Genomic DNA, 25423 nt, shown 5'->3' with positions numbered 1-25423 from the left:
CACCACTAATCCAGATATTGCACCCGCGCCCCGCCCGGCGGACTGGTGTTTACCAGCGCTTGCCTTCAGGTGTGTCAAGCAACGGACGCAATTTTGCCGCAATGGCTTCGCGAGCGCGGAAAATTCGTGATCTGACTGTGCCAATTGGGCAACCCATCATCTCAGCGATTTCCTCGTAGCTCAAACCTTCAATTTCACGAAGAGTAATGGCGGTGCGCAACTCTTCCGGTAAAACCGCCATCGCAGCATTGACCGTCTCGGCGATCTGCTTGCTCATCAACATCGACTCAGGCGTGTTGATATCCCTTAGTTGGTCGGCGTCCGAGAAAGTTTCAGCTTCTTCAGCATCTGCTTCGGTCGAAGTCGGCGCGCGCCGCCCTTGGGTTGCAAGGTAGTTCTTAGCCGTATTGACGGCAATCCGGTACAACCACGTATAAAAAGCCGATTCCCCACGAAACTGCGGCAACGCCCGGTACGCCTTGATAAAGGCGTCCTGGGCGACGTCTTCCACTTCGGCTGGGTCACGCACGAGGCGCGAGATCAGCCGGAGAATCTTACGGTGGTATTTGGAGACCAGAAGCTCGAACGCGGCCTTGTCGCCCTTCTGGACGCGCTCGACCAGCACCTGATCAATTTCTTTTTCGCTCACCTGATAAATCCGTTAACTATAGGGCGCATGGCGGGGGACCATTGTAGCGTCCCCATCATCGCGGCACGTTACTCCGGTAACAGCGGTTACAGTCGTTACAGTCACGCACCGGCGCCACGCCGGCCCAGCACGGCGAGTTCCCGGAAAACCCGCGCTGGCAGCGCGTCGGCCGCAAGAAGCAGCGTGCGGGCGCGACCATGGTCCGGCACCAGCGCCAGAACAAGCAGGCGGCCACTCCATTGCGAACAGCCGGCAATGCGGCCCTGCGTCAGCAAACCGCCTGCGCGGTTCCACGCAGACAGGCCATCCGGGCCGATTTTCAGCGCGACGGGCTGCGCTTGCTCATGTTTTACCGCACACAGCGTCAACAGCACCCAAACGGCAAACGTCAACGGAGCCGCCTGCCACGTCCCCAGATGCGACGCGAAACAGCGATAGGCGGCCAATGTCGCGATCAGGATGAACACCCCTGAAGCGGCGCGCATGGCGAAGGAGCGGCGCAACGTAATCCGTTGCGCCGCTCCTTCGGGCATTGCCGATTCGGGAGAAAGCGCCGGGCAAACCGGCGTTTCTGACTGGCAGGTCACCAAACGATCGGACAATCAGGCGCGCTTGAAGACCAGCGTGCCGTTCGTACCGCCGAACCCGAACGAGTTCTTGAGCGCGATATCGATCTTCATCTCCCGCGCGGTGTTGGCGCAGTAATCGAGATCGCAGGCCGGATCCTGATTGAAGATGTTGATCGTCGGCGGCGATATCTGATGATGCACGGCCAGCACGGTGAATACGGACTCCAGACCGCCGGCGCCGCCCAACAGGTGACCGGTCATCGACTTGGTCGAATTCACGACCATGTCTTTGGCGTGGTCGCCGAAAGCGCGTTTGATACCGGTGGTTTCAGCCAGATCGCCGAGCGGCGTGGAGGTGCCGTGCGCGTTCAGGTAATTCACCTGGTCGGCGTTGACGCCCGCGTTCTTCAGCGCGGCCAGCATGCAGCGGCGCGCGCCGTCGCCGTCTTCCAGCGGCGCGGTCATGTGATAGGCGTCGCCGCTCATCCCATAGCCGCCGACTTCGGCGTAAATCTTCGCGCCGCGGGCCTTCGCGTGTTCGTACTCTTCGAGCACCATCACGCCGGCGCCTTCGCCCAGCACGAAACCGTCGCGATCTTTGTCCCACGGACGGCTCGCCGTTGCCGGATCGTCGTTGCGCTGCGACAGCGCACGCGCCGCCGCAAAGCCGCCGATACCCAGCGGCGACACAGTGGATTCCGCACCGCCTGCGATCATCACGTCGGCGTCGCCGTATTCGATCAGGCGCGAAGCCTCGCCGATGCAATGCAGACCCGTGGTACACGCGGTCACGATCGCCAGATTCGGACCCTTGATGCCGAACTTGATCGACAGATGGCCCGAGATCATGTTGATGATGGACGCCGGGACGAAGAACGGCGAAATACGGCGCGGGCCGCGGTTCAGCAGTTCGGTTTGCGTCACTTCGATCATCGGCAGACCACCGATGCCCGAGCCCACCACCACGCCAATGCGCTCCGAATTTTCGTCGGTGACTTCGAGGCCGCTGTCCTGCATCGCCTGGATGCCGGCTGCGACGCCGTAATGGATGAACGTATCCATGTGGCGCGCTTCCTTACCGGGGATGTAGTCCTCGATATTGAAGCCCTTCACCTCGCCGGCGAAACGAGTCGAAAAGTTCGACGCATCGAACTTCGTGATATTGGCAATACCCGACTTGCCGGCGACCAGATTGGCCCAGCCGTCGGCAACATTATTGCCAACAGGCGAAATCAGCCCCAGGCCTGTAACAACAACACGACGGCGGCTCACGGTAACCCCTTTTTCATAGATGACAAAAGCACAAAAGCCACAGCGGCCACAGGAACCTGCCCTGTGTGCCCTGTGGCTGTTAGCCGCCCCTACCCCTGGCGCTGCGCGCCAGGTCCCCCCAAGGGGGGCAATCCCCCAAGGGGATTTCCTTCGGGGCGGAAAACGCGGGGCGGCCCGGCGTTTTCTTGAAAGTCGGCAATCGCGCGAAAAGTTGCGCTGTCAACATCGCTGGCTCCTGCACGGCAAAAAGCGCCAGCCCTGCTGGCGTCGGAAACCGACACGGCAGGGCGTCATACGCCGCCAACGCAGAAACGCAGGCGCGAATGACTTTAGGCCTTGACGTTCGCGCGAGCGTAGTCGATCGCTTGCTGAACGGTGGTGATCTTCTCGGCTTCTTCATCCGGAATTTCCATGCCGAATTCGTCTTCGAGGGCCATCACGAGTTCAACGGTGTCGAGCGAGTCGGCGCCGAGGTCGTTCACGAACGAAGCTTCGTTCTTGATCTCAGCTTCTGCAACGCCCAGTTGTTCTGCGACGATCTTCTTGACGCGCTGTTCGATATTGTCCATTACCCCTCCAAGGGAAAAGAAGTTCAAAAATACAGGTGCGCGCATTTTATCAGGTTTGACCCGGCAAAAAAGCGGCGCATCGGGTTCCTGTCAAGGCATGCGCCTTACGCTTTTGCAAACGCATCAAGGCGCGGATAGTAACCGAATTTGGTTACGACATGTACATTCCGCCGTTCACATGCAGTGTCGTGCCGGTGATATACCCCGCTTGCGGCGACGCGAGGAACACCACGGCATGCGCGATATCGTCCGGGCTGCCAAGGCGGCCGAGCGGAATCTGCGTCTTCAGCGCGGCTTGCTGCTCTTCCGGCAGGGTCTTGGTCATGTCGGTATCGATAAAGCCCGGCGCGACGCAATTGACGGTGATACCGCGGCTGCCGATCTCGCGCGCCAGCGCGCGCGTCATGCCTGCCACACCCGCTTTCGCGGCTGCGTAATTGACCTGCCCCGGGTTGCCGGCCGAGCCGACCACGGACGTGATGTTGATGATACGGCCGCCCTTCGCCTTCATCATCGGACGCAGCACCGCGCGCGACAGACGGAAGACCGACTTGAGATTGGTGTCGATCACCGCGTCCCAGTCGTCGTCCTTCATGCGCATTGCCAGCTGGTCTTGCGTGATGCCGGCGTTGTTCACCAGTACGTGCAGCGCGCCGAATTCCTTCACGGTGCCGTCGATCAGCGCTTCGGCTGCGGCGGCGTCGTTGACGTTGAGCACCGCGCCACGGCCGTTCACGCCGGCCGCGTTAAAGGCTTCGCTGATCGCTGCCGCGCCGCTTTCGCTGGTTGCCGTGCCGATCACCGTCGCGCCCTGGCGCGCCAGCTCCATCGCGATCGCACGGCCAATGCCGCGCGACGCGCCCGTCACGATTGCAATTTGCTTGTCGAGAGTCTTTTCCATCTGTCAGTCCGGATGCCCTTTCGGAGGGCTGATTGATTCTTGATGTCGCGCTTGCGGCTTGCTCGCGCCCTGCTTGCACCCTGCTTGTACCTTATGACGCGGCGTTCAGCCCGCCGTCACCAGCTTGAGCGTTTCTTCAAGCGTTGCCGGATCGAACACCGAGGCGCCGACCAGATTGCCGTCGATGCGCTTCGTCAAGCCCGCGAGGACCTTGCCCGGACCGCATTCGATCACGTGCGTAACGCCTTGCGCCGCCATTGCCTGGACGCTCTCGACCCAACGCACCGGACCTGCTGCCTGACGCACCAGCGCGTCCTTGATCCCGGCCGGTTCGTTGACCACTGCGACGTCGACATTGTTGATCACCGGAATCGACGGCACCTGCACGTCGACGCTCGCCAGATACTCGCGCAACTGATCCGACGCCGGCTTGAGTAGCGACGAGTGGAACGGCGCCGAGACCGGCAGCGGCAACGCACGCTTTGCGCCCTTCGCTTTCGCGACTTCGCAAGCCTTTTCGACGGCCGCCTTGTGCCCGGCGATCACAACTTGCGCCGGCGCGTTGAAGTTCACCGCTTCGACGACACCCGCGACCGACGCTTCGGCGCAAACCGCGCGCACCGTGTCGTCATCGAGGCCCAGAATCGCGGCCATGCCGCCAACGCCAACCGGCACCGCGGTTTGCATGGCTTGCGCACGAAAACGCACGAGCGGCACAGCATCGCGAAACGCGATCGCGCCCGCCGCGACCAGCGCGGTGTATTCGCCAAGGCTATGGCCGGCGACGATGGCCGGCTTCGGGCCGCCCGCCTGTAGCCATGCGCGATAAACCGCATACGCGGCGGTCAGCATGACGGGCTGGGTATTGGTGGTGAGATTCAGATCTTCGACAGGGCCTTCGGCGATCAGCTTGCCGAGGTCCTGATTGAGCGCATCGGAAGCTTCCTGAACCGTTTCACGCACGATCGCGTGATCGGCGAATGCGTTGAGCATGCCGACCGACTGCGAACCTTGCCCAGGAAAAACGAACGCAAATTTCATATCGTCCCCAAAATCGATGTTGTCAGATGTGGGTGGCGCGCCCGGTAGAATGCGAGCGCGCTCAAGCGTAGCCGAGCGCCGCGAAGAGCGCCCGCCATAGCGTCGCCGCTATCAGTAGCGGATAACCGACGCGCCCCACGTGAAGCCGCCGCCGACGCCTTCGATCAGCACGTTCTGGCCGCGCTTGATGCGGCCGTCGCGCACGGCGACGTCGAATGCGAGCGGAATGGACGCAGCCGACGTATTGCCGTGTTCGCCCACTGTGACGACCATGCGTTCCTGCGGCAAGCCGAGCTTGCGGCAGGTGCTTTGCATGATGCGGATATTGGCCTGATGCGGGATCAGCCAGTCGATCTGCTCAGCCGACAGATTCGCTTTTGCGAGTGCCTCGACCGCGACCTTTTCGAGCACATTGACCGCGAGCTTGAATACAGCCTGCCCATCCATATGCAGAAACGCGCTGCCCTCGATCACGCCGCCGTTCACATTGCCCGGCGTGCAGAGAATGCTCGAATGGCTGCCGTCGGCGTGCAGAGCGCTTGCCAGCACGCCCGGCTCTTCGGACGCCTGCAGGATCACTGCGCCCGCGCCGTCGCCGAACAGCACGCAGGTGGTGCGGTCCTTGAAATCGAGAATGCGCGAGAAGGTTTCCGCGCCGATCACGAGCGCTGTGCGATGTTGACCGCTGCGAATGAAGCTGTCCGCTGTGGCGACCGCATAAGCGAAACCCGAACAGACGGCCTGTACGTCGAATGCCGCACCGTGGTTCTTGATGCCGAGCTTGTTCTGCAACAGACACGCCGTACTCGGAAACACAAAGTCGGGCGTGGAGGTTGCAACGATGATCAGATCGATGGATTGCGGATCGATATCAGCCGCTTCGATCGCGCGCTGCGAGGCGATCAGCGCCAGATCGCTGGTGGTGACATCGGGTTCGGCGAAGTGCCGCGCATGGATGCCCGTGCGGGCCACGATCCATTCGTCGCTCGTCTCAACGCCTTCTCTGGCGAGACGCTCGGCCAGATCCTGATTGGTGACGCGCCCGGGCGGCAGATAGCTGCCGGTTCCCAGCACGCGGGAATAAATTGTCGATTGAGCCATTATGCCTTCGAGGATTGCGCAGCGTAGGGCTCGGCCGGCTGGCCTGCGATCGGGCTTGCCTGCCCCGCACCGCTCGCGTCGCGCGCAGCCTGTTCGAGAGAACCTGCATTCTCTTCCATTGCTCGCGCAAGGCGTTCCAGCACGCCGTTTTTGACGGCATCATACCCGCGTTTGATAGCCCACTCAAACGCATAGGCATCTGCCGAGCCGTGGCTTTTGATGACCAGCCCACGCAGGCCCAGCAGCGCGGCGCCGTTGTATTGCCGGTGATTGACCCGTTTCCTGAAACGCATCAATACCGGCAATGCGAGCACCGCCATCACCTTGGTGAGCCACGAGCGGCCGAACTCTTCCTTGATGATGTCGGAGAGCATCTGCGCGAGGCCTTCCGACGTTTTCAGCGCGACGTTGCCGACAAAACCGTCGCAGACGATTACGTCAACCGTGCCTTTGAAGATGTCGTTGCCTTCAACGTTACCGTGAAAGTTAAGTGTACTCGCGCGCAGCAGTTCGCCGGCACGTTTGATGGTGTCATTGCCCTTGATGACTTCTTCGCCGATGTTGAGCAGGCCGATGGTGGGCCGCTCCTTGCCTTCGAGTGCGGACACGAGCGCGTGCCCCATCTCCGCGAACTGCAGCAGATGCTGCGGCTCGCAGTCGACGTTCGCGCCCAGGTCGAGCATCGTCGTGTAGCCAGTGGGATTGGGCATTGCAAACGCGATGGCCGGGCGTTCGATGCCCGACAGCGTTTTCAGCACATAGCGCGAAACCGCCATCAGCGCGCCGGTGTTGCCGGCGGAAATGCAGGCTTGCGCCTCGCCTTCCTTGACGCGGTTCAGCGCCACGCGCATGGAGGAGTCTTTTTTCTTACGCAGCGCGACTTCGACCGGATCGTCCATGGCGACGATCTCGGAAGCGGGTACGACGGTCAGCGCCGGCAGGTCTTGAGCCTTCAACTTCTTCAGCTGCGCGCGAATCGCACTTTCAATGCCGACGAGCAGCAGCTCAGCATCGGGATGCGAACGAACGAAGTTGACGGCAGCGGGAACGGTCACGGACGGGCCGTGGTCGCCTCCCATGCAATCTATCGTGAGCTTTACTGTCATGGAGTGCGACGAATTTCAGGCGCCCTGCATGGGATCGCAGCAAGCGCTAAAGCACCAACTGCGATCGACACAAAAAAGCGGCAATTCAATGCCGCCTTTTTGCCGAGCCGGGAAAATGTCAAGCGAGCTGATCGCCACGCGAAACGCCAAGGGGCGCAACGCAGTGAAACGATTAGTCGTTCTTCGTCTTGACGACTTTCTTGCCGCGATAGTAGCCGTTCGGGCTGATGTGGTGACGCAGATGCACTTCACCCGTGCTCGGCTCAACGGCCAGCGGCGCTGCCGACAGGAAATCGTGCGAACGGTGCATACCGCGCTTCGACGGCGACTTCTTATTTTGTTGAACTGCCATGACTAACTCCTAAAAATTTTCCGAATTCTAACACAGCCCGGCCCGGTGTCCGCCATCGACCGAATGGCCAATGCGCCCGAATCGCGCTCCCATGCAACTGTTCAATGCTTCTTGTCGCCCGGCTCACCGCGCTTGAGACTTTCGAGCGCCGCAAACGGATTAGGCCGTTCGGGCTCACCGCCCTCAGCAGCTTCGTCCGGCGCAGCCTCGTCGCCCTCGCCCTCTGTTCCGGCCACACCAGAGACGAGACTCTCGTGCACTTCGGGACACACCTCGTGCTTGGGCACGAGCGGCAAGGAAAGCAGCAACTCTTCTTCGATCAAGTCGATGAGATCGAACTGGCGCGAGCCCACGATCACCTCGACTTCATCCTCGTCGAGCGGAAACTCTTCGGCTTCCGCCTCAGTGTTGACGATCCGGTAAGTTGCATCGACATTGAACGTCTGCAGATACGGTGTCATGCACCGCTGACATTCGAGCCATGCGGCGCCGTGAATCGCCAGCCTCAAATAAGGCTGCGGACCCTCGGTGCCGTCGTCCTGCAATTCCGGCTGCGTCGCCCCTTCGGCTTGCCAGGTGAACGCGGTATCGCGGTCTGGCGCTTCTGCCGGGACTTCGTTTAACATGCGCGGCAGTTGCGAGACGCGCACGACACCCGCGGCCTGACGCCCACTCCGCGCAAATTCGAACAGATCGAGATCGTGCGGGTCGGACAGACCAGCAGGGTTGCCAGGATGTTGAGTCATGTGCGCTCCTGCGTCGGCAAGGATTTCGCCGGGGGTAAATCGGTTTGCAAAGTAGCCCGCGGACCTCGTGCGTGCCGCATATTGCCCACACGGCAGGGCCGTCTACGCAATAGCATACCGATGAAAAGCCCGAAATCATATCCGTTTTGTCTTTTCGAGTCAAACACTTAAGCCCGTACACGTGCGAACTTCGCACAACCCCGTACGACCCGTCTCTCTAGCCGTTGGTTGCACATGTCAGATTCCCTCAATCGCCCGCCACGCCTGATTCTGGCGTCGAGTTCGCCCTATCGCCGCGAGCTGCTCGAACGCCTGCGCGTTCCGTTCGACGTCATCGTGCCGGCGATCGACGAAACGCCGCTCGCCGGCGAAACGCCCGAAGTCACCGCCCTGCGCCTCGCCGAGGCGAAAGCCCGTGCGGTGACAGACAAGCTCGGCGCTGGCGAGACCGCGCTCGTCATCGGCTCAGATCAGGTCGCCACCTACGACGGCCTGCAGATCGGCAAGCCCGGCACGCACGACAAGGCGCTCGCCCAACTACAGGCAATGCGCGGCCGCGAAGTGCTGTTTCATAGTGCCCTCTGCCTGTTCGACAGCCGCTCGGGTGCGGCGCAATCGACCGATGTCATTACCCGCGTACAGTTTCGCAATTTGCCGGATGCCGCGCTCGAAGCCTATCTGCGCGCCGAAACGCCATACGACGTCGCGGGCAGCGCCAAATCCGAAGGCCTCGGCATTGCGCTGCTCGAAGCCATTCATTCGGACGACCCAACCGCGCTGATCGGGCTGCCGTTGATCGCCCTCTCACGCATGCTGCTCGCCGCAGGTTATCCACTTCTGGGGGCGCGATGAGCGGCACTTTATATCTGATCCCGAACACGCTCGGAGAAGGCGATGCCGACGCGCTCGACGCCGTGCTGCCCGCGCCGGTGCGTGCGCGCGCCGCGTCGCTCAACTATTACATCGGCGAGAACGCGAAAACCACCCGCGCCTTCCTGAAGAAGGTCGGCACCGAAAAGCCGATCCAGGAAATCGAAATTCGCGAGTTGAACGTCAATACACCGGCCGGCGAGATCGACAAACTGCTCGCGCCTTTGCTGGCGGGCACGGATGCCGGCCTCGTATCCGAAGCCGGCTGCCCGGCAGTCGCCGATCCGGGCGCCCTGCTCGTGCGTCGCGCGCATGAACGCGGCGTGAAGGTCGTGCCGTTTGTTGGACCGAGTTCGATCCTGCTTGCGTTGATGGCTTCCGGCCTGAATGGTCAGAGTTTTGCGTTCCACGGCTATCTGCCGGTCGACGCCATCGAACGGGCCAAGCGCCTGCGCGAACTCGAACAGCAGTCGCGCAAAGCAAAGCAAACGCAGATCTTTATCGAAACGCCCTACCGGAATCGCGCGCTGCTCGACACGCTGCTGGCGACGTGCGCGCCATCCACGCTGGTATGCGTTGCCGTTGATCTGACGCTGGAGACGGAAACCATTGCCAGCCGCAGCGTGGCCGACTGGAAGAAAAAGCCGGCCATCGATTTGCACAAGCGGCCCGCAATTTTCCTGATACTCGCCGTCTGAGTGCTGCCGCGCATCAAGCTGCAGAACCCGCCGATTCCTGTTTAGCGGCACAAAAAAAGCCCGCGCGATCGAGAAAACTCGACCCCGCGGGCTTTTTCTCCCAGCCGATTACCGCAGATTCATCTTCCCGCCGAGCGCCATGGCATGAACGGCGCCACTGCCAACCGCCGCGCCGAACTTGCGCGCCACGCGATCGGTAATGCTCTCCTTAACCGTGTAGTCAACGATATCCGGCGCCTTGAACAGGTCGCGCGCGACGTAATCCGCGTCGCCGAAACCGTCAGCCAGGCCCAATTCGACACTCTTCTGCCCGGTCCAGAACAGGCCCGAGAACATGTCCGGCGTTTCGTGCAGACGCTTGCCGCGGCCCTGACGCACCGCGTCAATGAACTGCGCGTGAATCTGATCGAGCATGTCCTGCGCATGTTCGTCCATCTTCGGCGTTTCCGGCGAAAACGGATCGAAAAAGCCTTTATTCTCACCCGACGTGTGCAGACGGCGCTGAATCCCCAGCTTGTCCATCAAGCCGGTGAAACCGAAGCTGTCCATCAGCACCCCGATCGAACCGACGATGCTCGCCTTGTCCACGTAGATCTTGTCTGCCGCCGCGGCCGCGTAGTAGCCGCCCGATGCGCACATGTCGCCGACCACGACATATAACGGGATCGACGGATACTTGGCGCGCAACCGGCGAATCTCGTTGTAGATAATGCCCGCCTGCACCGGGCTGCCGCCCGGGCTGTTACAACGCAAGATCACGCCGGCCGTGCCGGCATCATCGAACGCGCTTTCCAGGGCGGTGTTGATATCTTCCGCGTTCGCATTTGTATCGGCGGAGATTTCGCCGTCAAGCGTCACCATTGCCGTGTGCCGGCCGGTGGTCGAAACCTTGTCGCCGGAGAAATCGAACGCGCCCCATACCGCCACGAGCAAAACGATCAGGAACACAAAACGGAAGAAAATCTTCCAGCGGCGTGCCGCGCGCTGCTCGGTGATCGCCGCAAGCGCGATGCGCTCGAGCGCGGCACGCTCCCAGCCCGGCTCATCGGCAGGCGTGCGGGGGCGGCCTGTCAAGGACGGTTCCTTCGGTTCGGGAGTCAAATTGTCTGACATGCGGTGCAGTGGAAAGATCGAAGAGGAGAAAAATCAGGGCGTGGCCGGGCGTAATTCGCCGTCCGGCAGCCAGAACACGGCGCGGCCTTCAGGTGTATCCCGTTCGTCAACCTGGACGGGACGCAAGCGGCCGCCGCGGCACGGGCCACCAACGCATTTGCCCGTATCAGGCGCGTAAATCGCGCCATGTGTGGCGCACATCAAGTATAAACCGGACGATTCGAAGAACTGCCCTTCGGCCCAGTCGAGCTCCATCGGCACGTGAGCGCAACGGTTCAGGTAGCCGTATGCGCGGCCATCGTAGCGAACAAAAAATACCACGGCATCGCCGCCGCCGAACGTTGCCGCACACCGTACGCCCGCGCCGCCGTCGACCAGTTCCCCGGATGCGCAAACGCGAACCGCCTCGGTCGCCGCGTCGGTCATACCCGTGCTCATGCGTTCTCTCGCAGCCAGCCGGACAGCGCGCTCACGCTGGAGGCGACGAATTTCGGCGACAGCGCGCTCAGCGAGCCCGCAGGATGCGCGCCGTATGTGACACAAATACCCGCGACGCCCGCGTTGATCGCCATCTGCAGATCGTGCGTCGTATCGCCCACCATCACCGTGCGGCCCGGATCCTGCCCCAGTTCACGCGTAAGCTCGTGCAGCATGGCCGGATGCGGTTTCGAGAAGGTTTCGTCCGCACAGCGGGTGCCGTCGAACAGGCTCGTCAGCCGCGACTGGTCGAGCGCGCGGTTCAGCCCGACGCGGCTCTTGCCGGTCGCCACCGCCAGCAGATACCCCTGATCGCGCAATTCCTGCAGCATTTCGCGCACGCCGACGAACAACTCGGTGGTCTGGTCCTTCACCAGATAATGGAAACGGTAGCGTTCCGCCAGACGCGGGTAGTCGGCCGGATCGAGCGTGGGTGCGGCGATTTGCAGCGCGTCGCGCAAGCCCAGGCCGATCACATAACTGGCGGCCTCATCGGCGGGAACCGGCAGACCGAGATCGCGGCATGCTGACTGGATGCTGCGCGTGATGTGCGCGGTCGAATCCATCAACGTTCCGTCCCAGTCGAAGACGATCAGGTCAAATTGCTCTCTAGCCATGCGGTGTCGTCTCCGGGTTTGACCCACTTCGTGATTCACGTAATTCATTGAGCTGCGCAACGAAACTGCGGCAGTCGGCCGGCAGCGGCGCCTCGAACTGCACGGGCTCGCCGCTTGCCGGGTGTGTCAGCTTCAGACGGTATGCGTGCAGGAACATGCGCTTCAGGCCCGGCTTCGCGTTGGCGCGAGCCAGCGCCTTGTTCAGCGCGAAGTCGCCGTATTTGGCATCGCCGACGATCGGCAGTTCCAGATGCTGCAAGTGGACGCGAATCTGATGCGTGCGGCCGGTCTTCAGTTCCGCTTCGAGCAGCGCGTACTCCGGCCAGCGGTCGATCAGATTGAAAACCGTGTGCGACGCAAGGCCGTCGGCCTGCACGCGCACACGCCGTTCGCCGTCCGCGGTCAAATACTTGTGCAGCGGCTCCTTGACCGCGCGGCGGCGGCCCCAGTCGCTCGCCCACTCGCCGTGGACGCACGCATAGTAGCGCTTATCCATCTTGTTCTCGCGAATCTGCTCGTGCAGATTGACCAGCGCGGAGCGTTTCTTGGCGAGCATCAGGATGCCGGACGTCTCGCGGTCCAGCCGATGCACCAATTCGAGGAATTTCGCCTGCGGCCGCGCTTCGCGCATCTGTTCGATCACGCCGAACGCAACGCCGCTGCCACCGTGGACCGCCACGCCGGCAGGTTTATCGATCACGAGCATGTGCTCGTCTTCAAAAATAATCCTGAAATCGGCGCTCGGCACCGGCGCCTGGGCGATCGCCTCGTTCGGTTGAGCAACGCGAATGGGCGGCACACGCACCAGGTCGCCCAGTTCGAGGCGGTACTGCGCGTCTATCCGGCCCTTATTCACCCGCACTTCCCCGCTGCGCAGGATGCGGTAAATATGGCTTTTGGGCACGCCCTTACAGACGCGCAAAAGGAAGTTATCAATGCGCTGTCCGGCCGCACTGTCGTCGATCTCGATCATCGAGACCTGGTCGCTTGCGACCGATTTCTGGGATATTTTGCCTAACTCTTTCATTATGAATATAATTTGCCCAGCAGTCTGCGGCGGCCGGCGCAGTGTCCGGAATTCGGGCGGATTGCGCAGGCGCAAGCGATAAACCGTTATTTTACTTGCGCCGGGGTCTGGTTGCTCACCCTGAAAATGAGATGCAACATGTTGCACGCACGAGGTCAGTACCCGGCAGGGACGGCGCCCACAGGCGCGTTCGGTCAAGGTCGGCTTCGACGGTAACGGAATTTTGGTAAAAAAGAATTTAACTTTCAGCTTCGGTATCGGGCGGTCTGACGCCCTGCTGTAAGAAGCTGCGAGTTGCGAAAATACGGCGTGCGCCCGAGGCGTCTTGTAGAAAGTACAAGACATGGCGACGTCAAAATGAGGCGAGACACCCCCAGCGAGAAAAGACGCGCCGACTGCGCGAACTTCCCGCTGCGGCATGACCGCAGCCTTCGACCCTCCGGTCACGCGTCCAGTTGGCGCACCGGCGCGAGTGGACGCAAGGCTTATGAAGGTCTGCTGGCAGAACCCGCGGCGTGTCGGGTCGTTATTTGAAGCCGTGTTCGCATGTGCCCTGCGGCACCGTGCCCATTTTTCAATGGGGCCGGGCCCTCTCAGGCAATTCTCCCGCCATTTTTCCCGCTCCAGCGTGCTTGTGAAAACACAATAAGGCGCGGCATGCCGCTGCCCGCCTGGCTCTCGCGACTGACAACCGCGCAGCCAGGGGGTCTGGCTAAGCCGCTCTGGAGCCGTTCAATGAAACGAATGTTGTTCAACGCGACGCAGCAGGAAGAACTGCGCGTTGCCATCGTCGATGGGCAAAAACTCATCGATATCGACATCGAAACCGCCGGGCGCGAACAGCGCAAAGGCAATATTTACAAGGGCATCATCACTCGCATCGAGCCTTCGCTCGAAGCCTGCTTCGTCAACTACGGCGAAGACCGCCACGGCTTCCTGCCGTTCAAGGAAGTCGCCCGTCAGTATTTCCGCGACGGTGTGGACATGCGCTCCGCGCGCATCCAGGACGCCCTGAAAGAAGGTCAGGAACTGATCGTTCAGGTCGAAAAGGAAGAGCGCGGCAACAAGGGCGCGGCCCTCACCACCTTCATCTCGCTCGCCGGCCGGTATCTGGTATTGATGCCGAACAACCCGCGCGGCGGCGGTGTGTCGCGCCGGATCGAAGGCGACGACCGTCAGGAACTGCGCGAAACCATGGCGCAGCTGCAATTGCCCGAAGGCATGAGCATCATCGCGCGCACGGCCGGCATTGGCCGCAGCGCCGAAGAACTGCAATGGGACCTGAACTACCTGATGCAGTTGTGGCGCGCCATCGAGGCCGCGTCGCAAAGCGGTTCGAGCGGCCAGCCGATGCTGATCTATCTCGAATCGAGCCTGGTAATCCGCGCGATTCGTGACTATTTCCAGCCGGATATCGGCGAAATCCTGATCGACACCACCGAAATCCATGACCAGGCCCGCGCCTTCATGGATATTGTGATGCCGGACAATGTCAGCAAGGTGAAGCGGTATCACGACGATGTGCCGCTGTTCTCGCGCTTCCAGATCGAACACCAGATCGAAACCGCTTACTCGCGCACGGTGCCGCTGCCCTCGGGCGGCGCCATCGTGATCGACCACACGGAAGCGCTGGTCGCAATCGACGTGAACTCGGCGCGCGCCACCAAGGGCGCCGACATCGAGGAAACGGCGGCACGCACCAACCTCGAAGCCGCCGACGAAGTCGCCCGCCAGTTGCGCCTGCGCGATCTGGGCGGCCTGATCGTGATCGACTTCATCGACATGGAATCGGCCAAGAGCCAGCGTGAAGTCGAACAACGCCTGAAAGACGCTTTGAAGCACGACCGTGCGCGCGTCCAGATGGGCAAGATCTCGCGCTTCGGCCTGATGGAACTGTCGCGTCAGCGTCTGCGTCCGGCTTTGTCGGAAGGCAGCCATGTGACCTGCCCGCGCTGTAACGGCACGGGCCACATTCGCGACACCGAATCGTCCGCGCTGCAAGTGCTGCGGATCATTCAGGAAGAAGCGATGAAGGAAAACACCGCGGCGATCCATTGCCAGGTGCCGGTCGAAGTCACCGCCTTCCTGTTGAACGAAAAGCGCGCGGAAATCAACAAGATCGAGTCGCGTTTCAAGGTCAACGTCGTTCTGATCCCGAACAAGCACCTCGACACGCCGCACTACAAGCTCGAGCGTCTGCGTCACGACGACGCGCGCCTCGACGAGCCGCGCGCCTCGTGGAAGATGGCCGAAGAAGCAGCCCGTGAACTGGAATCGGAAACCGGTTACAGCAAGCGTGCCGAGGAAGTGAAGCCGAAGCAGGAAGCCGCGGTCAAGGGCATCACGCCGGAGAAGCCGGCGCCGAGCGCGCCGGTCCGCCCGGCAACCCCGGCTCCGGTGGCCGTCACTCCGGCCAGCGGCGGCTTTATCGGCTGGCTGAAAAATCTGTTCGGCATGCAGCCGGCCGCGCCTGCGCCTGTCGCACCGGCTACGCCCGAAAAGCAGACGCGTCCGCAACGCGGCGAACGCACGGAGCGCGGTGAGCGCACTGGCGAGCGTGGCGGCGATCGCAACCGCAATCGCCGTGGCGGCGCAGGCACGCGCGACGCCGCAGGCCGAGGCGAAGGCACGAGCGGTGCTCGTCCGGCTCAAGGTCAGCAACCGTCGCAACGCCGTGAGGAACGCGAACCGCGTGAAGGACGTGAGGCACGCGAAGGCCGCGAGCCGCGCGAAGCTCGTGAATCGCGCGAGCCGCGTGGTACCCGTGAGCCGCGTGAGGCCCGTGAAGGCCGCGAACCGCGCGAGGCCCGTGAGTCGCGTGAAGGTCGCGAGGGTCGCGAGGGTCGCGAGCGCGACAATCGCGGCAATGACCGTGCAGAAGCCGTCGACGGCGCACCGCGCGCCGAACGTGGCGAGCGTCAGGAACGCGGCGAACGCCGTGAACGTGGCGAGCGCGCTGAACGCGGCGAACGCCGCAAGCAGCAGCCGGAAGCAGCCGAGGCACTGACGCAAAGCGACTCGCAAACGGCGGAAGAACTGGCGCAAAACCAGGCCGCTCTGGGCGAAAACGGTGCACCGGTCGATCAGGAAGCAGTGGCGCGTGAAGGTGAAGAGCGCCGTCGCCGCCGTCGCGGCCGTCGTGGTGGCCGTCGTGAGCGTGAAGAAGACGTGAACGGCAATCTGGCTGCAGACGTCGCGGAAGCTGAAGGTGACAGCGCCAATGTGGCCGACGAAGCACCGGTGCGCACCGCGCATCAACCGGTCGAGCACAAGGCGGAAGTCAGCGAAGCAAGCGCAGTGAAGCCGGTGGAAGTGGTTGTCGCTGCTGTCGCGACGCAAACCGCTGTTGTCAGCGAACTGCATGCTGCAGCCGAAACGCCGGTCCTGGCAGTCGAACAGGCAGCGAAGACGGAAACGGCTGTGCTGGTTGCGGAAGCACCGGTGGCGCCGGTCGCGCCAGTTGCGGTCGAGCAAGCCGTGGAAGCGCCGGTGGCGCAAGCCGCTGCAGCGCCGATCGAAGCTGCGCCAGCCGTCAGCGAGACGGTTTCGCTCTTCGAACCGGTCGCTCATGCTGAAACTGCGGTTGAAGCGCCGCGTGAAGCTCGCGTCGAAGCACCGGCTGAAGTGCCGCCGGCAGTGACCCCGGTCGCAGAAACGCAAGTTGCCCCCGCTCCGGTGGAAACCGCGGCGCCGGCAGCAGTGGTCGAAGCACCGGCCGTCCAGCCGGCACGGCAAGCCGATATCTTCGAAGCGCAACCGGCCGTTGCAGAAGTTGCCCCGGCAATTGCTCCGGCTGCTCCGGCAGTCGAAGCGATCGTTGCGCCGGCTGCAGTCGAAGCGGCGCCCGTCGCAGCTGCGCAGCAAGCACCGCGCAGCGCCGCTGTTTCGGCCGAAGCCCTGAAGCCCGTGCTGGAACAAGCCGGCCTCGTCTGGGTGAACACCGACGCCGACAAGCTGCGCGCCGCACAGGAAGCTTCTGCGCAAGCGGTCAAGCCGGTCCGCGTGGGTCGCGAGCGTAAGGTGTTGCCGCCGGTCGAAACCGCGCCGATGCAAATGGTGGAAACCGGTAAGCACCCGCAGTAAGCAAACCGCCCTCCAGGCAAAAGCCCGCCCTCACCGGCGGGCTTTTTTATTTTGCGCGCATCGTGCACTCGCCCGGTCGCAGGCTGCATGTCATGTCCCTTATACCCGGACGGCACCCGCAGACGGGCAGCGGCCCGGTGCATTTCCGCTAGAATGAAGATCCAGGTTGCAATCGCAGCACCGGTCAGAGCACCTAAGCAGCCCAAAACGAAGCATCAAGCGAAGCAATTCATGTCCCGACGCATCATTCCTGTTGCCGATCTCAGCGCGGTGCCGGTCATATCCGGCCGCGTGCAGGCGCCCAGCGGCGCGCTGCACGACACGCTGGCGCGCCCGCTGCGCGATCTGCGCATCTCGGTGACGGATCGCTGCAATTTCCGCTGCGTCTACTGCATGCCGCGGGCGGTGTTCGACAAGAATTATGCGTTTTTGCCGCATAGCGCACTGCTCAGCTTCGAAGAAATCGAACGGTTGGCGCGGCTCTTCGTCGCACACGGCGTCGAGAAAATCCGCCTGACAGGTGGCGAGCCGCTCCTGCGCAAAAATCTGGAACACCTGATCGAACGGCTCGCGCGGCTCACCACGCCGGAAGGCCGCCCGCTCGATCTGACGCTGACCACCAATGGCTCGCTGCTGGAGCGCAAGGCGCGCGATCTGAGAGACGCCGGCCTGACCCGCGTAACGGTGAGTCTCGACGCGCTCGACGACACTCTGTTTCGCCGCATGAACGACGCCGACTTCGCGGTCGCCGACGTCCTGGACGGAATCGCCGCCGCCCACGCTGCAGGCCTCGCGCCGGTGAAGGTCAATATGGTCGTCAAGCGCGGCACCAACGACGGCGAAATCGTACCGATGGCGCGTCACTTCAAAGGCTCGGGCACGGTACTGCGCTTTATCGAGTACATGGACGTCGGAACCTCGAACGGCTGGAACATGACCGAAGTGCTGCCTTCCGCCGACGTCGTGACGCGCATTGCCGGGCATTTCCCGCTCGCGCCGCTCGAAGCGCATAGCGCAGCCGAGACCGCCCAGCGCTGGGGTTATGTAGATGGCGGCGGCGAGATCGGTGTGATTTCGAGCGTGACACGCGCGTTTTGCGGCAGTTGCACGCGCGCGCGTCTGTCGACGGAAGGCAAGCTGTACCTGTGCCTGTTCGCGTCGTCCGGTCATGACCTGCGCGCGTTGCTGCGCGACGGCGCGAGCGACGCCGATATCGCGACCGCCATCGCCGAAATCTGGCAAGGCCGCGGCGACCGTTATTCGGAATTGCGCGGCAGCGGCGCGGCCACGCCACGCGAGCAGGACGGCCGCCGCGTGGAAATGTCGTACATCGGCGGCTAACACAGTCAATCCCATGAATCCGGCACGCGAACATATCACCGGTCTGGTCCTCGCGGGTGGCCGCGGCATGCGCATGGGCGGGGTCGACAAGGGGCTGCAAACGCTGCACGGCGAACCGCTTGCCGCCCATGTACTGAAACGGCTCGCACCACAAACCGGCGCCCTGCTGATCAGCGCCAATCGTCACCCTGAGGTCTATAGCGCGCTCGGCGCGCCGTTCGGCGCCACGGTGCTGGCCGATACCCTGCCCGGTTTTCCCGGCCCCCTCGCCGGGCTGCTCGCCGGATTGCGCGCGGCCGGCACCGCGTACGTGCTGAGCGCGCCCTGCGACACGCCCGGGCTGCCCGCCGAACTCGCCGAACATCTCGCGCAGGCGCTCGAGTCGAATCACGCCGATATCGCCACCGTCACGACCACCGACGGCGGGGGCCAAGTCTCGCTCCATCCCGTGTTCGCGTTGCTGCACACGCGCCTCGCAGACGACCTGGCCGCCTTTCTGGACGCCGGCGAGCGCAAGGTCCGCGCGTGGTACGCGCGCCACAAGACAGTCGAAGTCGCCTTTACCGATGAGCGCGCGTTTTACAATATCAATTCGTTACAAGAACTCGCCGACCTCCAGCGTTGCTGAGGCCCGGTTGAAATCCTGCTCCGGCCGCACGGCAACAGCCAGCCGCGCCCGCCTCCGGTCGCGACGCTCAGCCCTCCATGACCACGCTTAACGAATTTTCCCGCTGCGTCGCGCAGTACGATCCTCACGCGCTACCTGTTTCGGCCGCCCAGGCGATCGTCCGTCAATGGGCCTCGCCCATCACGGCAGTCGAACGCGTGCCTTTGCGCGATGCGCTCGACCGGGTGCTGGCGGCCGACATCGTCTCGCCGATCGACGTCCCTTCGCACGACAACTCGGCGATGGACGGCTACGCGTTCAATCGCGCCGCATTGGAAATGAATGAGTCGACGGTCGAGTTGACGATCGCCGGCAAAGCGCTGGCCGGCCATCCGTTCGCGGGCCACGTCGGCACGACACAATGCGTACGCATCATGACGGGTGCCTGCATGCCGGCTGGCTGCGACACCGTCGTGCCGCAGGAGCTTGTCGAGCGCGGCGCCGATTCCCTCTCGATCCGTTTTGCGGCCAACGCTGTGCGAGCCGGCGCCAACCGGCGCCTGGCCGGCGAGGACCTCGCCCGCGGCCATGCCGCGCTACGCGCCGGCCGCATCATGCGCGCGTCGGATCTTGGCTTGCTGGCTTCGCTCGGCATTGGCGAAATCAACGTACGGCGGCGCTTGCGCGTCGCATTTTTCTCCACCGGCGACGAACTGCGCTCGCTCGGCGAGCCGCTCGACCCGGGTTCGGTGTATGACAGCAACCGCTACACGCTGTTTGCCATGCTTCGGCGCCTGAACATGGATACGCTCGATCTCGGCGTGGTGCGCGACGAGCCCGCCGCGCTCGAAGCCGCGTTGCGCAGCGCCGCGGCCAGTGCCGACGTGGTGTTGACCTCCGGCGGCGTCTCGGTCGGCGAGGCGGATTTCACCAAGCAATTGCTGCAGACGTTCGGCGACGTCGCGTTCTGGAGTCTCGCCATGCGTCCAGGCCGGCCACTCGCCTTTGGCCGCGTCTGGTCCGGCGACCATCCGGGTCTCGGGCTGCCCGCGCTATTCTTCGGCTTGCCGGGTAATCCAGTGGCCGTGATGGTGACGTTCTACCAGATCGTGCGCGAAGCGCTGCTGCTGATGTCTGGCGCGACAACGCCGGCACTGCCGGTGTTGCGCGCCGCCAGCCGCCAGCTCATCCGCAAGCGCGCGGGGCGCACCGAGTACCAGCGCGGTGTTGCCGGGCAGGATGCGCACGGCCAATGGCATGTCACGCCAACCGGCTCGCAAAGCTCCGGCGTGCTGAGTTCGATGAGCGAAGCAAATTGTTTCATCGTTCTCGGGCACGATGAAGCCGATATTGCCGAAGGCGAGCACGTCGATATCATGCTGTTCGACGGTCTCATCTGACGCCTGACGGAGCGCTTGCGCAGCGTCTTTTTGCAAGCGCTCCTGCGACCACTTTTACGGCCTGATTTGCAGGTTCACCCATTACCACTACGACACACGGGTTCGACTTACATGAAAAAACAGATCTCGTTCATTGCACCGGGACAAACCGCCAAAGCGCTTATCCTCGTGTACCTGACATTCTCGGTGCCAATCGTGCTGCTCGGCGTACTGGTGGCATTCATCCGCTACGGCTCGGTCGAACTGAGCACGGTGTTCAGCGCGTTGCTGCTGAACGCGATTCTCGGCTTCATCCTGCTGTGGATTGCATGCCACGCGTACAACTGGGTGGCCTCGCGCTTTGGAGGCATCGAGATTCAGCTGACCGACGCGCCGGAAGAAGCGTAATGCCCGCGACGATCCGCGCCGCGACGCCTGACGATACCGGCGCGATCTTCGCGTTGACGTACGAGCTGGCCGAGTTCGAAAGCCTCACGCACGTATTTACCGCGACCGAAGACGGCTTGCGCGACGCGCTGTTCGGCACGCGGCCCGCGGTCGAAGCGCTCGTGGCGGAAAACGAAGAACGCATCGTCGGCTATGCGCTGTTCTTCCACAATTATTCGAGCTTCGCCGGTAAGCGCGGGCTGTATCTCGAAGATGTCTACGTTCAGCCGAGCCAGCGCGGCAGCGGGCTAGGCGCCGCAATGCTCGCCCGGCTGGCAGCGCTGGCAGTCGAGCGCAACTGCGCGCGCTTCGAATGGACGGTGCTCAACTGGAACAAGCAGGCCATTAGCTTCTATGAGAAGTTGGGCGCGAAGGTCATGCCGGATTGGCGTGTCGTGCGCCTGATGGGCGACGCGCTCGAGCAGCTAGCCGCAACGGCCCGCTCCTGAGTCGGGGCCGCGGCGGCTCTCCCGAGATTCAGCTCAAACGTGCAGCTTCAGCCCTACTGTTCATCGGGATCCACACCCGATAGTGCGTCGCCGAGCAGCCCGCTCGCCTCTTCGCCTGGCAACGCCTCCACATCACGCAGCTTGCGTCCCATGACACGGGTGCGTGTTTCAGCGGCTTCGATCGAACGCGTGACGGTTTCGAGTTGCGCCTTGGTCTTTGCCAGCACGTCACCGAATTTACCAAACTCCGTTTTTACTGCGCCGAGCACTTGCCACACCTCGCTCGAGCGTTTCTCGATCGCAAGCGTGCGGAACCCCATCTGCAAACTGTTGAGCAAAGCGGTGAGCGTGGTCGGGCCGGCAATCGTTACGCGATAGTCGCGTTGCAGCGTATCCGTCAGACCCGGCCGGCGCAGGACTTCCGCGTACAGCCCCTCGGTCGGCAGGAACAGCAGCGCGAAATCAGTAGTGTGCGGCGGCGACACGTACTTTTCCGCGATCGTGCGCGCCTCGGCGCGTATCCGTGCTTCGAGCGCGCGCGACGCCTCTTCCACCGCAACGGGATCGGCGCGTTCCTGTGCTTCGATCAGCCGCTCGTAGTCTTCGCGCGGGAACTTGGCGTCGATCGGCAGCCAGACCGGCGTGGCAGGACCACCCGTCTCCGCGCGGCCCGGCAGTTTGATCGCGAATTCGACGCGATCGGCGCTCTTCGGCACGGTCGCGACGTTTTTCGCATATTGATCCGCGGTGAGCAGTTGTTCGAGCAACGCCTCGAGCTGCACTTCGCCCCATGTGCCGCGCGTCTTGACGTTAGTGAGCACCTTCTTCAGATCGCCAACGCCCGCAGCCAGCGTCTGCATCTCGCCCAAACCGCGATGCACCTGCTCCAGCCGGTCCGACACCAGCTTGAACGATTCACCCAGGCGCTGCTCGAGCGTGGCATGCAGTTTTTCGTCGACCGTGCGGCGCATCTCTTCGAGCTTGGTCGAATTGTTCGCCTCGATGTCTTTCAGACGCTGCTCGATGGTCGCGCGCACCTCGGCGAAGCGGCGATCGTTCGCCTCGGTGAGTTGGCCCAGCTGCAAGGCCAGCGTCTCGCCAAACTGCTTGAGTGTGCGCCCCTGCTCATCGCGTGCCTGCTGCGCCTGCTGCTGCAGGCTGTGACGCACCGCGTCGAGCTGCTGCGCGAAGCCGTCGATCTTGCCGCCCTGCACCGTCGTCATGCTGCTGAATTGCGATGCCAGCGTTTGCTGAAACTGCGCGAAGCCGCTGCTCTGCTCGGTACGCGAGACACGCGCCGTTTCGGTGATGTCATTGCGCAGTTGCCGTTCGAGCCGCTCATAGGCGTGAGACTGCGCATCCGCCGCCGCGTCGATACGTTCGCTGAGAATCTCGAACTGTTCGCTTACGTCGGCGCGACTGTTGCCTCGCATCAGCAATGCCAACGCAATGACCAATGCGACCGCCAGCACCGCAACGGCCGCCACCAGAATCATTGTCATGAACGCGCCTTGCCGATGACCTCAGGGTTGATCGGATTCGGCGGCTGGCCGGCGCGCGGCCCTTCACCCAGTGCCGCGATCAGATTGTCGGCGGCGAGGTTCGCCATGGCGCGGCGTGTTGCTTCAGTTGCGCTGGCGATGTGCGGCGTGAGCACGACATTCGGCACGGTCAACAGATCCGGATTCAGATTCGGTTCGCCTTCGTAGACATCCAGGCCCGCTGCGGCAATCTGCTTGGTGCGCAGCGCCTCGACCAGCGCCGCATCGTCGACGATGCCGCCGCGTGCGATATTGGTGAGCGTTGCGGTTGGCTTCATCTGCGCGAGTTCGGCTGCGCCGATCGTGTGATGGTTTTCCTTCGTATACGGCAGGACCAGCACCACGTGGTCGGCACGTTTCAGCAGATCCTGCTTCGACGCGTATTCTGCATTGAGCTCTGCCTCGATCTCCGGTGCGACGCGCGAACGGTTGTGATAGATCACCTGCATGTTGAAGCCCTTCGCGCGGCGCGCCAGTGCCTGGCCGATCCGGCCCATGCCGATCACGCCAAGCGTCGAGCCGTACAGGTCCGTGCCGAGAAAACCGTCATAGGCCCACTTCTGCCATTTGCCCGCGCGCAGCCAGTGCTCCGATTCGGCAATGCGGCGCGCCGCGGCCATCATCAACGCCCAGCCGAAATCCGCGGTCGATTCGTTCAGCACGTCCGGCGTATTGGTGCCAAGTACATTGGCTGCATTGAACGCGGCCATGTCGAAGTTGTTGTAGCCCACCGCCATGTTCGACACCACGCGCAAACGCGGCGCCGCGGCAAGCGCCGCCGCACCGACCGGATCGCCCGCGGTCAGCGCGCCGTCTTTGTCCGCGAGACGGCGTGTCAGCTCCTCCGCGGACAATACGTCGCCCTGGTTCCACTCGACGTCGAAATACTGTTTGAGCCGCTCGATCACATCGGGAAAGATCGGACGGGCGACGAGGATCTTCTGCATTGCAATTCTCCGAATAGCGCGTCGAGTTCAATTGCCTCGGCGTCGAAAATAAGAGGGAAATCAGACGTCAAAAAAACAGCCAGCCTGTGACGAGAAAGACCGGCACGAGCACCGCAACCGACCAGCCGAGATACGCAAAAAAGCTCGGCATGCGAACGCCGCGTGACTCCGCGATCGCTTTCACCATGAAATTCGGCGCATTGCCGATATACGTGTTGGCGCCCATGAACACCGCGCCGGCCGAGATCGCCGCGAGCGTGGTGGCGCCGGCGGTCATTAGCGTCTGCGCGTCGCCACCGGCCAGGTTGAAGAACACCAGGTAGGTCGGCGCATTGTCGAGAAACGACGATAGCAGGCCGGTCGCCCAGAAGTACATCATGTCGTGCGGCTGGCCGGCCGGATTGACCAGATGGACGATAGCGGCGAACGCGCCCGCCTCGCCGGCGCGCAGGATCGTGATGACCGGCGCGATCGTCACGAAGATGCCGGCGAACAGCTTGGCGACCTCTTCAATCGGCGCCCAGTTGAAGTCATTGCCCGCGCGCGCAGCGCGCGGCGTCAACGCCAGCGAGAGCAAGGTCACGCCGATCAGCGCAACATCTCGCACCGCATTTTGCAAGGCGACGTGCGTACCGAAGACGTCGAACACGACCTCGGACTTCCACAGGCCGCTCATCAGAACCAGCGCAATCACGGCCGCAAGAAGCACGAAGTTGATCTTCCCTTCAATGCCCAGCGGCGGCGAATCCGGAGTCGGGTCGAGAAAGCGCGAGCGCTCTTCTTCACGCCGGTGAAAATAGTACGAATCCAGTGCATAGAAGGCGGTGAGCAGCACGACGCAGACGAACAGCATCGGCAACGCGAGATGCGTGGTGGTCCAGAAAAAACTGACACCCTGCAGGAAGCCGAGAAAGAGCGGCGGATCGCCGAGCGGTGACAACGAACCACCTGCGTTCGCGACCAGAAAAATGAAGAACACCACCACATGAACGACATGCTTGCGGTTGTCGTTGGCGCGCAGCAATGGGCGGATCAGCAGCATCGCCGCGCCGGTCGTACCCATGATGCTGGCCAGCACGGTGCCCAGAGCAAGAATGGCCGTATTCAGCCGCGGCGTGCCATGCAGATTGCCGCGCACGCAAATGCCGCCTGCGACCGTATAGAGCGCCGTCAGCAAGACGATGAACGGAATGTATTCTTCGAGCAACGCATGGACCAGCGTACCGAATGCAATGCCGGTGCCGAAGGTCAGCGCGAACGGCACCAGAAACAGCAGCGCCCATGCAGCCGCGATCTTGCCGAAATGGTGATGCCAGAATGTCGGCGCGACCAGCGGAAACACCGCGATCGACAAGAGCACGCCTGCAAACGGCAGGCCCCAGAGCGCCGACAAGGTCGCGCCGTCGAGCGTGGCTGCGGCGGCCAGTTGAGGCCACACTGCCAGCGTCAGTGCAGCGGCAAGCACCATGCTCGCCCCTACGGCATGTCGTTTCATATTTTTTAAGTCCTTGTTATCGCGGA

At 62.8% G+C, this 25423-nt stretch carries 25 protein-coding genes; 8 read left to right on the top strand and 17 right to left on the bottom strand.

The genetic code is table 11. From position 1 onward, the window contains the following. Positions 1–49: 49 nt before the first annotated feature. The 10 genes from rpoE to BCY88_RS10515 all read right to left on the bottom strand — a co-directional run bounded on the left by rpoE (position 50) and on the right by BCY88_RS10515 (position 8306). Entirely contained in the window at positions 50–649 is a 600-nt protein-coding gene (gene rpoE / locus BCY88_RS10565) for an RNA polymerase sigma factor RpoE (protein ID WP_006051939.1), read from the bottom strand. Between the two features lie 101 nt (positions 650–750). Beyond that, on the bottom strand, positions 751–1182 hold the full coding sequence (locus BCY88_RS10560; RefSeq protein ID WP_310796116.1) for a protein YgfX: 432 nt from the start codon (positions 1180–1182) through the stop codon (positions 751–753). A gap of 69 nt (positions 1183–1251) precedes the next feature. Then, entirely contained in the window at positions 1252–2490 is a 1239-nt protein-coding gene (gene fabF, locus BCY88_RS10555; RefSeq protein WP_120344202.1) for a beta-ketoacyl-ACP synthase II, read from the bottom strand. A 329-nt stretch (positions 2491–2819) separates the two neighbouring features. Further along, a complete protein-coding gene (gene acpP, locus BCY88_RS10550; RefSeq protein WP_004197638.1) occupies positions 2820–3059 on the bottom strand; it encodes an acyl carrier protein in 240 nt (79 codons plus the stop codon). Positions 3060–3210: 151 nt separating this feature from the next. After that, positions 3211–3960: a 3-oxoacyl-ACP reductase FabG gene (gene fabG, locus BCY88_RS10545; protein ID WP_120344201.1), complete on the bottom strand. Its 750-nt coding sequence runs from the start codon at positions 3958–3960 to the stop codon at positions 3211–3213. 105 nt (positions 3961–4065) lie between these two features. After that, entirely contained in the window at positions 4066–5001 is a 936-nt protein-coding gene (gene fabD, locus BCY88_RS10540) for an ACP S-malonyltransferase (protein WP_120344200.1), read from the bottom strand. A gap of 111 nt (positions 5002–5112) precedes the next feature. Then, on the bottom strand, positions 5113–6102 hold the full coding sequence (locus BCY88_RS10535) for a beta-ketoacyl-ACP synthase III (protein WP_120344199.1): 990 nt from the start codon (positions 6100–6102) through the stop codon (positions 5113–5115). After that, a complete protein-coding gene (gene plsX / locus BCY88_RS10530; protein ID WP_120344198.1) occupies positions 6102–7208 on the bottom strand; it encodes a phosphate acyltransferase PlsX in 1107 nt (368 codons plus the stop codon). The genes BCY88_RS10535 and plsX overlap by 1 nt, the downstream gene beginning before the upstream one ends. Before the next feature lie 172 nt (positions 7209–7380). After that, on the bottom strand, positions 7381–7560 hold the full coding sequence (gene rpmF / locus BCY88_RS10520; protein WP_120344197.1) for a 50S ribosomal protein L32: 180 nt from the start codon (positions 7558–7560) through the stop codon (positions 7381–7383). A gap of 101 nt (positions 7561–7661) precedes the next feature. Then, positions 7662–8306: a YceD family protein gene (locus BCY88_RS10515; protein ID WP_120344196.1), complete on the bottom strand. Its 645-nt coding sequence runs from the start codon at positions 8304–8306 to the stop codon at positions 7662–7664. Positions 8307–8540: 234 nt separating this feature from the next. Between BCY88_RS10515 and BCY88_RS10510 the strand changes: the two genes are divergently transcribed. Both BCY88_RS10510 and BCY88_RS10505 read left to right on the top strand, forming a co-directional pair. Beyond that, a complete protein-coding gene (locus tag BCY88_RS10510; RefSeq protein WP_120344195.1) occupies positions 8541–9158 on the top strand; it encodes a Maf-like protein in 618 nt (205 codons plus the stop codon). Continuing rightward, positions 9155–9874, top strand: coding sequence for an SAM-dependent methyltransferase (locus BCY88_RS10505; RefSeq protein ID WP_120344194.1), 720 nt, complete (start codon positions 9155–9157; stop codon positions 9872–9874). The genes BCY88_RS10510 and BCY88_RS10505 overlap by 4 nt, the downstream gene beginning before the upstream one ends. 108 nt (positions 9875–9982) lie before the next feature. Here BCY88_RS10505 and BCY88_RS10500 read toward each other — a convergent pair whose 3' ends face one another. Genes BCY88_RS10500 through BCY88_RS10485 form a run of 4 tightly spaced genes read right to left on the bottom strand, consistent with a single transcriptional unit; the run spans position 9983 to position 13108 of the window. Next, a complete protein-coding gene (locus BCY88_RS10500; protein WP_120344193.1) occupies positions 9983–10987 on the bottom strand; it encodes a S49 family peptidase in 1005 nt (334 codons plus the stop codon). A 33-nt stretch (positions 10988–11020) separates the two neighbouring features. Then, positions 11021–11413, bottom strand: a complete 393-nt coding sequence (locus tag BCY88_RS10495; protein WP_120344192.1) for a Rieske (2Fe-2S) protein — start codon at positions 11411–11413, stop codon at positions 11021–11023. Between the two features lie 8 nt (positions 11414–11421). Beyond that, entirely contained in the window at positions 11422–12081 is a 660-nt protein-coding gene (locus BCY88_RS10490) for an HAD-IIIA family hydrolase (RefSeq protein WP_120344191.1), read from the bottom strand. After that, complete coding sequence (locus BCY88_RS10485; protein WP_120344190.1) at positions 12074–13108, bottom strand: RluA family pseudouridine synthase; 1035 nt, start codon at positions 13106–13108, stop codon at positions 12074–12076. The genes BCY88_RS10490 and BCY88_RS10485 overlap by 8 nt, the downstream gene beginning before the upstream one ends. A 735-nt stretch (positions 13109–13843) precedes the next feature. Between BCY88_RS10485 and BCY88_RS10480 the strand changes: the two genes are divergently transcribed. The 6 genes from BCY88_RS10480 to BCY88_RS10455 all read left to right on the top strand — a co-directional run bounded on the left by BCY88_RS10480 (position 13844) and on the right by BCY88_RS10455 (position 21414). Further along, positions 13844–17191, top strand: coding sequence for an Rne/Rng family ribonuclease (locus BCY88_RS10480; protein ID WP_120344189.1), 3348 nt, complete (start codon positions 13844–13846; stop codon positions 17189–17191). A 231-nt stretch (positions 17192–17422) separates the two neighbouring features. Continuing rightward, a complete protein-coding gene (gene moaA, locus BCY88_RS10475) occupies positions 17423–18532 on the top strand; it encodes a GTP 3',8-cyclase MoaA (protein WP_120344286.1) in 1110 nt (369 codons plus the stop codon). A gap of 13 nt (positions 18533–18545) precedes the next feature. Further along, a complete protein-coding gene (mobA, locus tag BCY88_RS10470; protein ID WP_120344188.1) occupies positions 18546–19160 on the top strand; it encodes a molybdenum cofactor guanylyltransferase MobA in 615 nt (204 codons plus the stop codon). 77 nt (positions 19161–19237) lie between these two features. After that, a complete protein-coding gene (gene moeA / locus BCY88_RS10465; protein WP_120344187.1) occupies positions 19238–20539 on the top strand; it encodes a molybdopterin molybdotransferase MoeA in 1302 nt (433 codons plus the stop codon). 111 nt (positions 20540–20650) lie between these two features. Beyond that, the gene (locus BCY88_RS10460) at positions 20651–20926 is read left to right on the top strand and encodes a hypothetical protein (RefSeq protein ID WP_054036190.1); all 276 of its coding nucleotides are present in this window, start codon (positions 20651–20653) and stop codon (positions 20924–20926) included. Continuing rightward, the gene (locus BCY88_RS10455; protein WP_120344186.1) at positions 20926–21414 is read left to right on the top strand and encodes a GNAT family N-acetyltransferase; all 489 of its coding nucleotides are present in this window, start codon (positions 20926–20928) and stop codon (positions 21412–21414) included. The genes BCY88_RS10460 and BCY88_RS10455 overlap by 1 nt, the downstream gene beginning before the upstream one ends. Before the next feature lie 53 nt (positions 21415–21467). Here BCY88_RS10455 and BCY88_RS10450 read toward each other — a convergent pair whose 3' ends face one another. From BCY88_RS10450 to BCY88_RS10440, 3 genes are all read right to left on the bottom strand, one after another. After that, positions 21468–22916, bottom strand: a complete 1449-nt coding sequence (locus tag BCY88_RS10450; protein ID WP_120344185.1) for a DNA recombination protein RmuC — start codon at positions 22914–22916, stop codon at positions 21468–21470. After that, positions 22913–23902, bottom strand: a complete 990-nt coding sequence (locus BCY88_RS10445; RefSeq protein ID WP_120344184.1) for a 2-hydroxyacid dehydrogenase — start codon at positions 23900–23902, stop codon at positions 22913–22915. The genes BCY88_RS10450 and BCY88_RS10445 overlap by 4 nt, the downstream gene beginning before the upstream one ends. Positions 23903–23969: 67 nt before the next feature. Beyond that, complete coding sequence (locus BCY88_RS10440; RefSeq protein ID WP_120344183.1) at positions 23970–25397, bottom strand: sodium:proton antiporter; 1428 nt, start codon at positions 25395–25397, stop codon at positions 23970–23972. Positions 25398–25423 lie beyond the last annotated feature (26 nt).

The sequence above is a fragment of the Paraburkholderia fungorum genome (assembly GCF_003610895.1).
GTDB lineage: Bacteria > Pseudomonadota > Gammaproteobacteria > Burkholderiales > Burkholderiaceae > Paraburkholderia > Paraburkholderia fungorum_B.
This window is presented reverse-complemented; position numbering and strand designations above follow the sequence as displayed.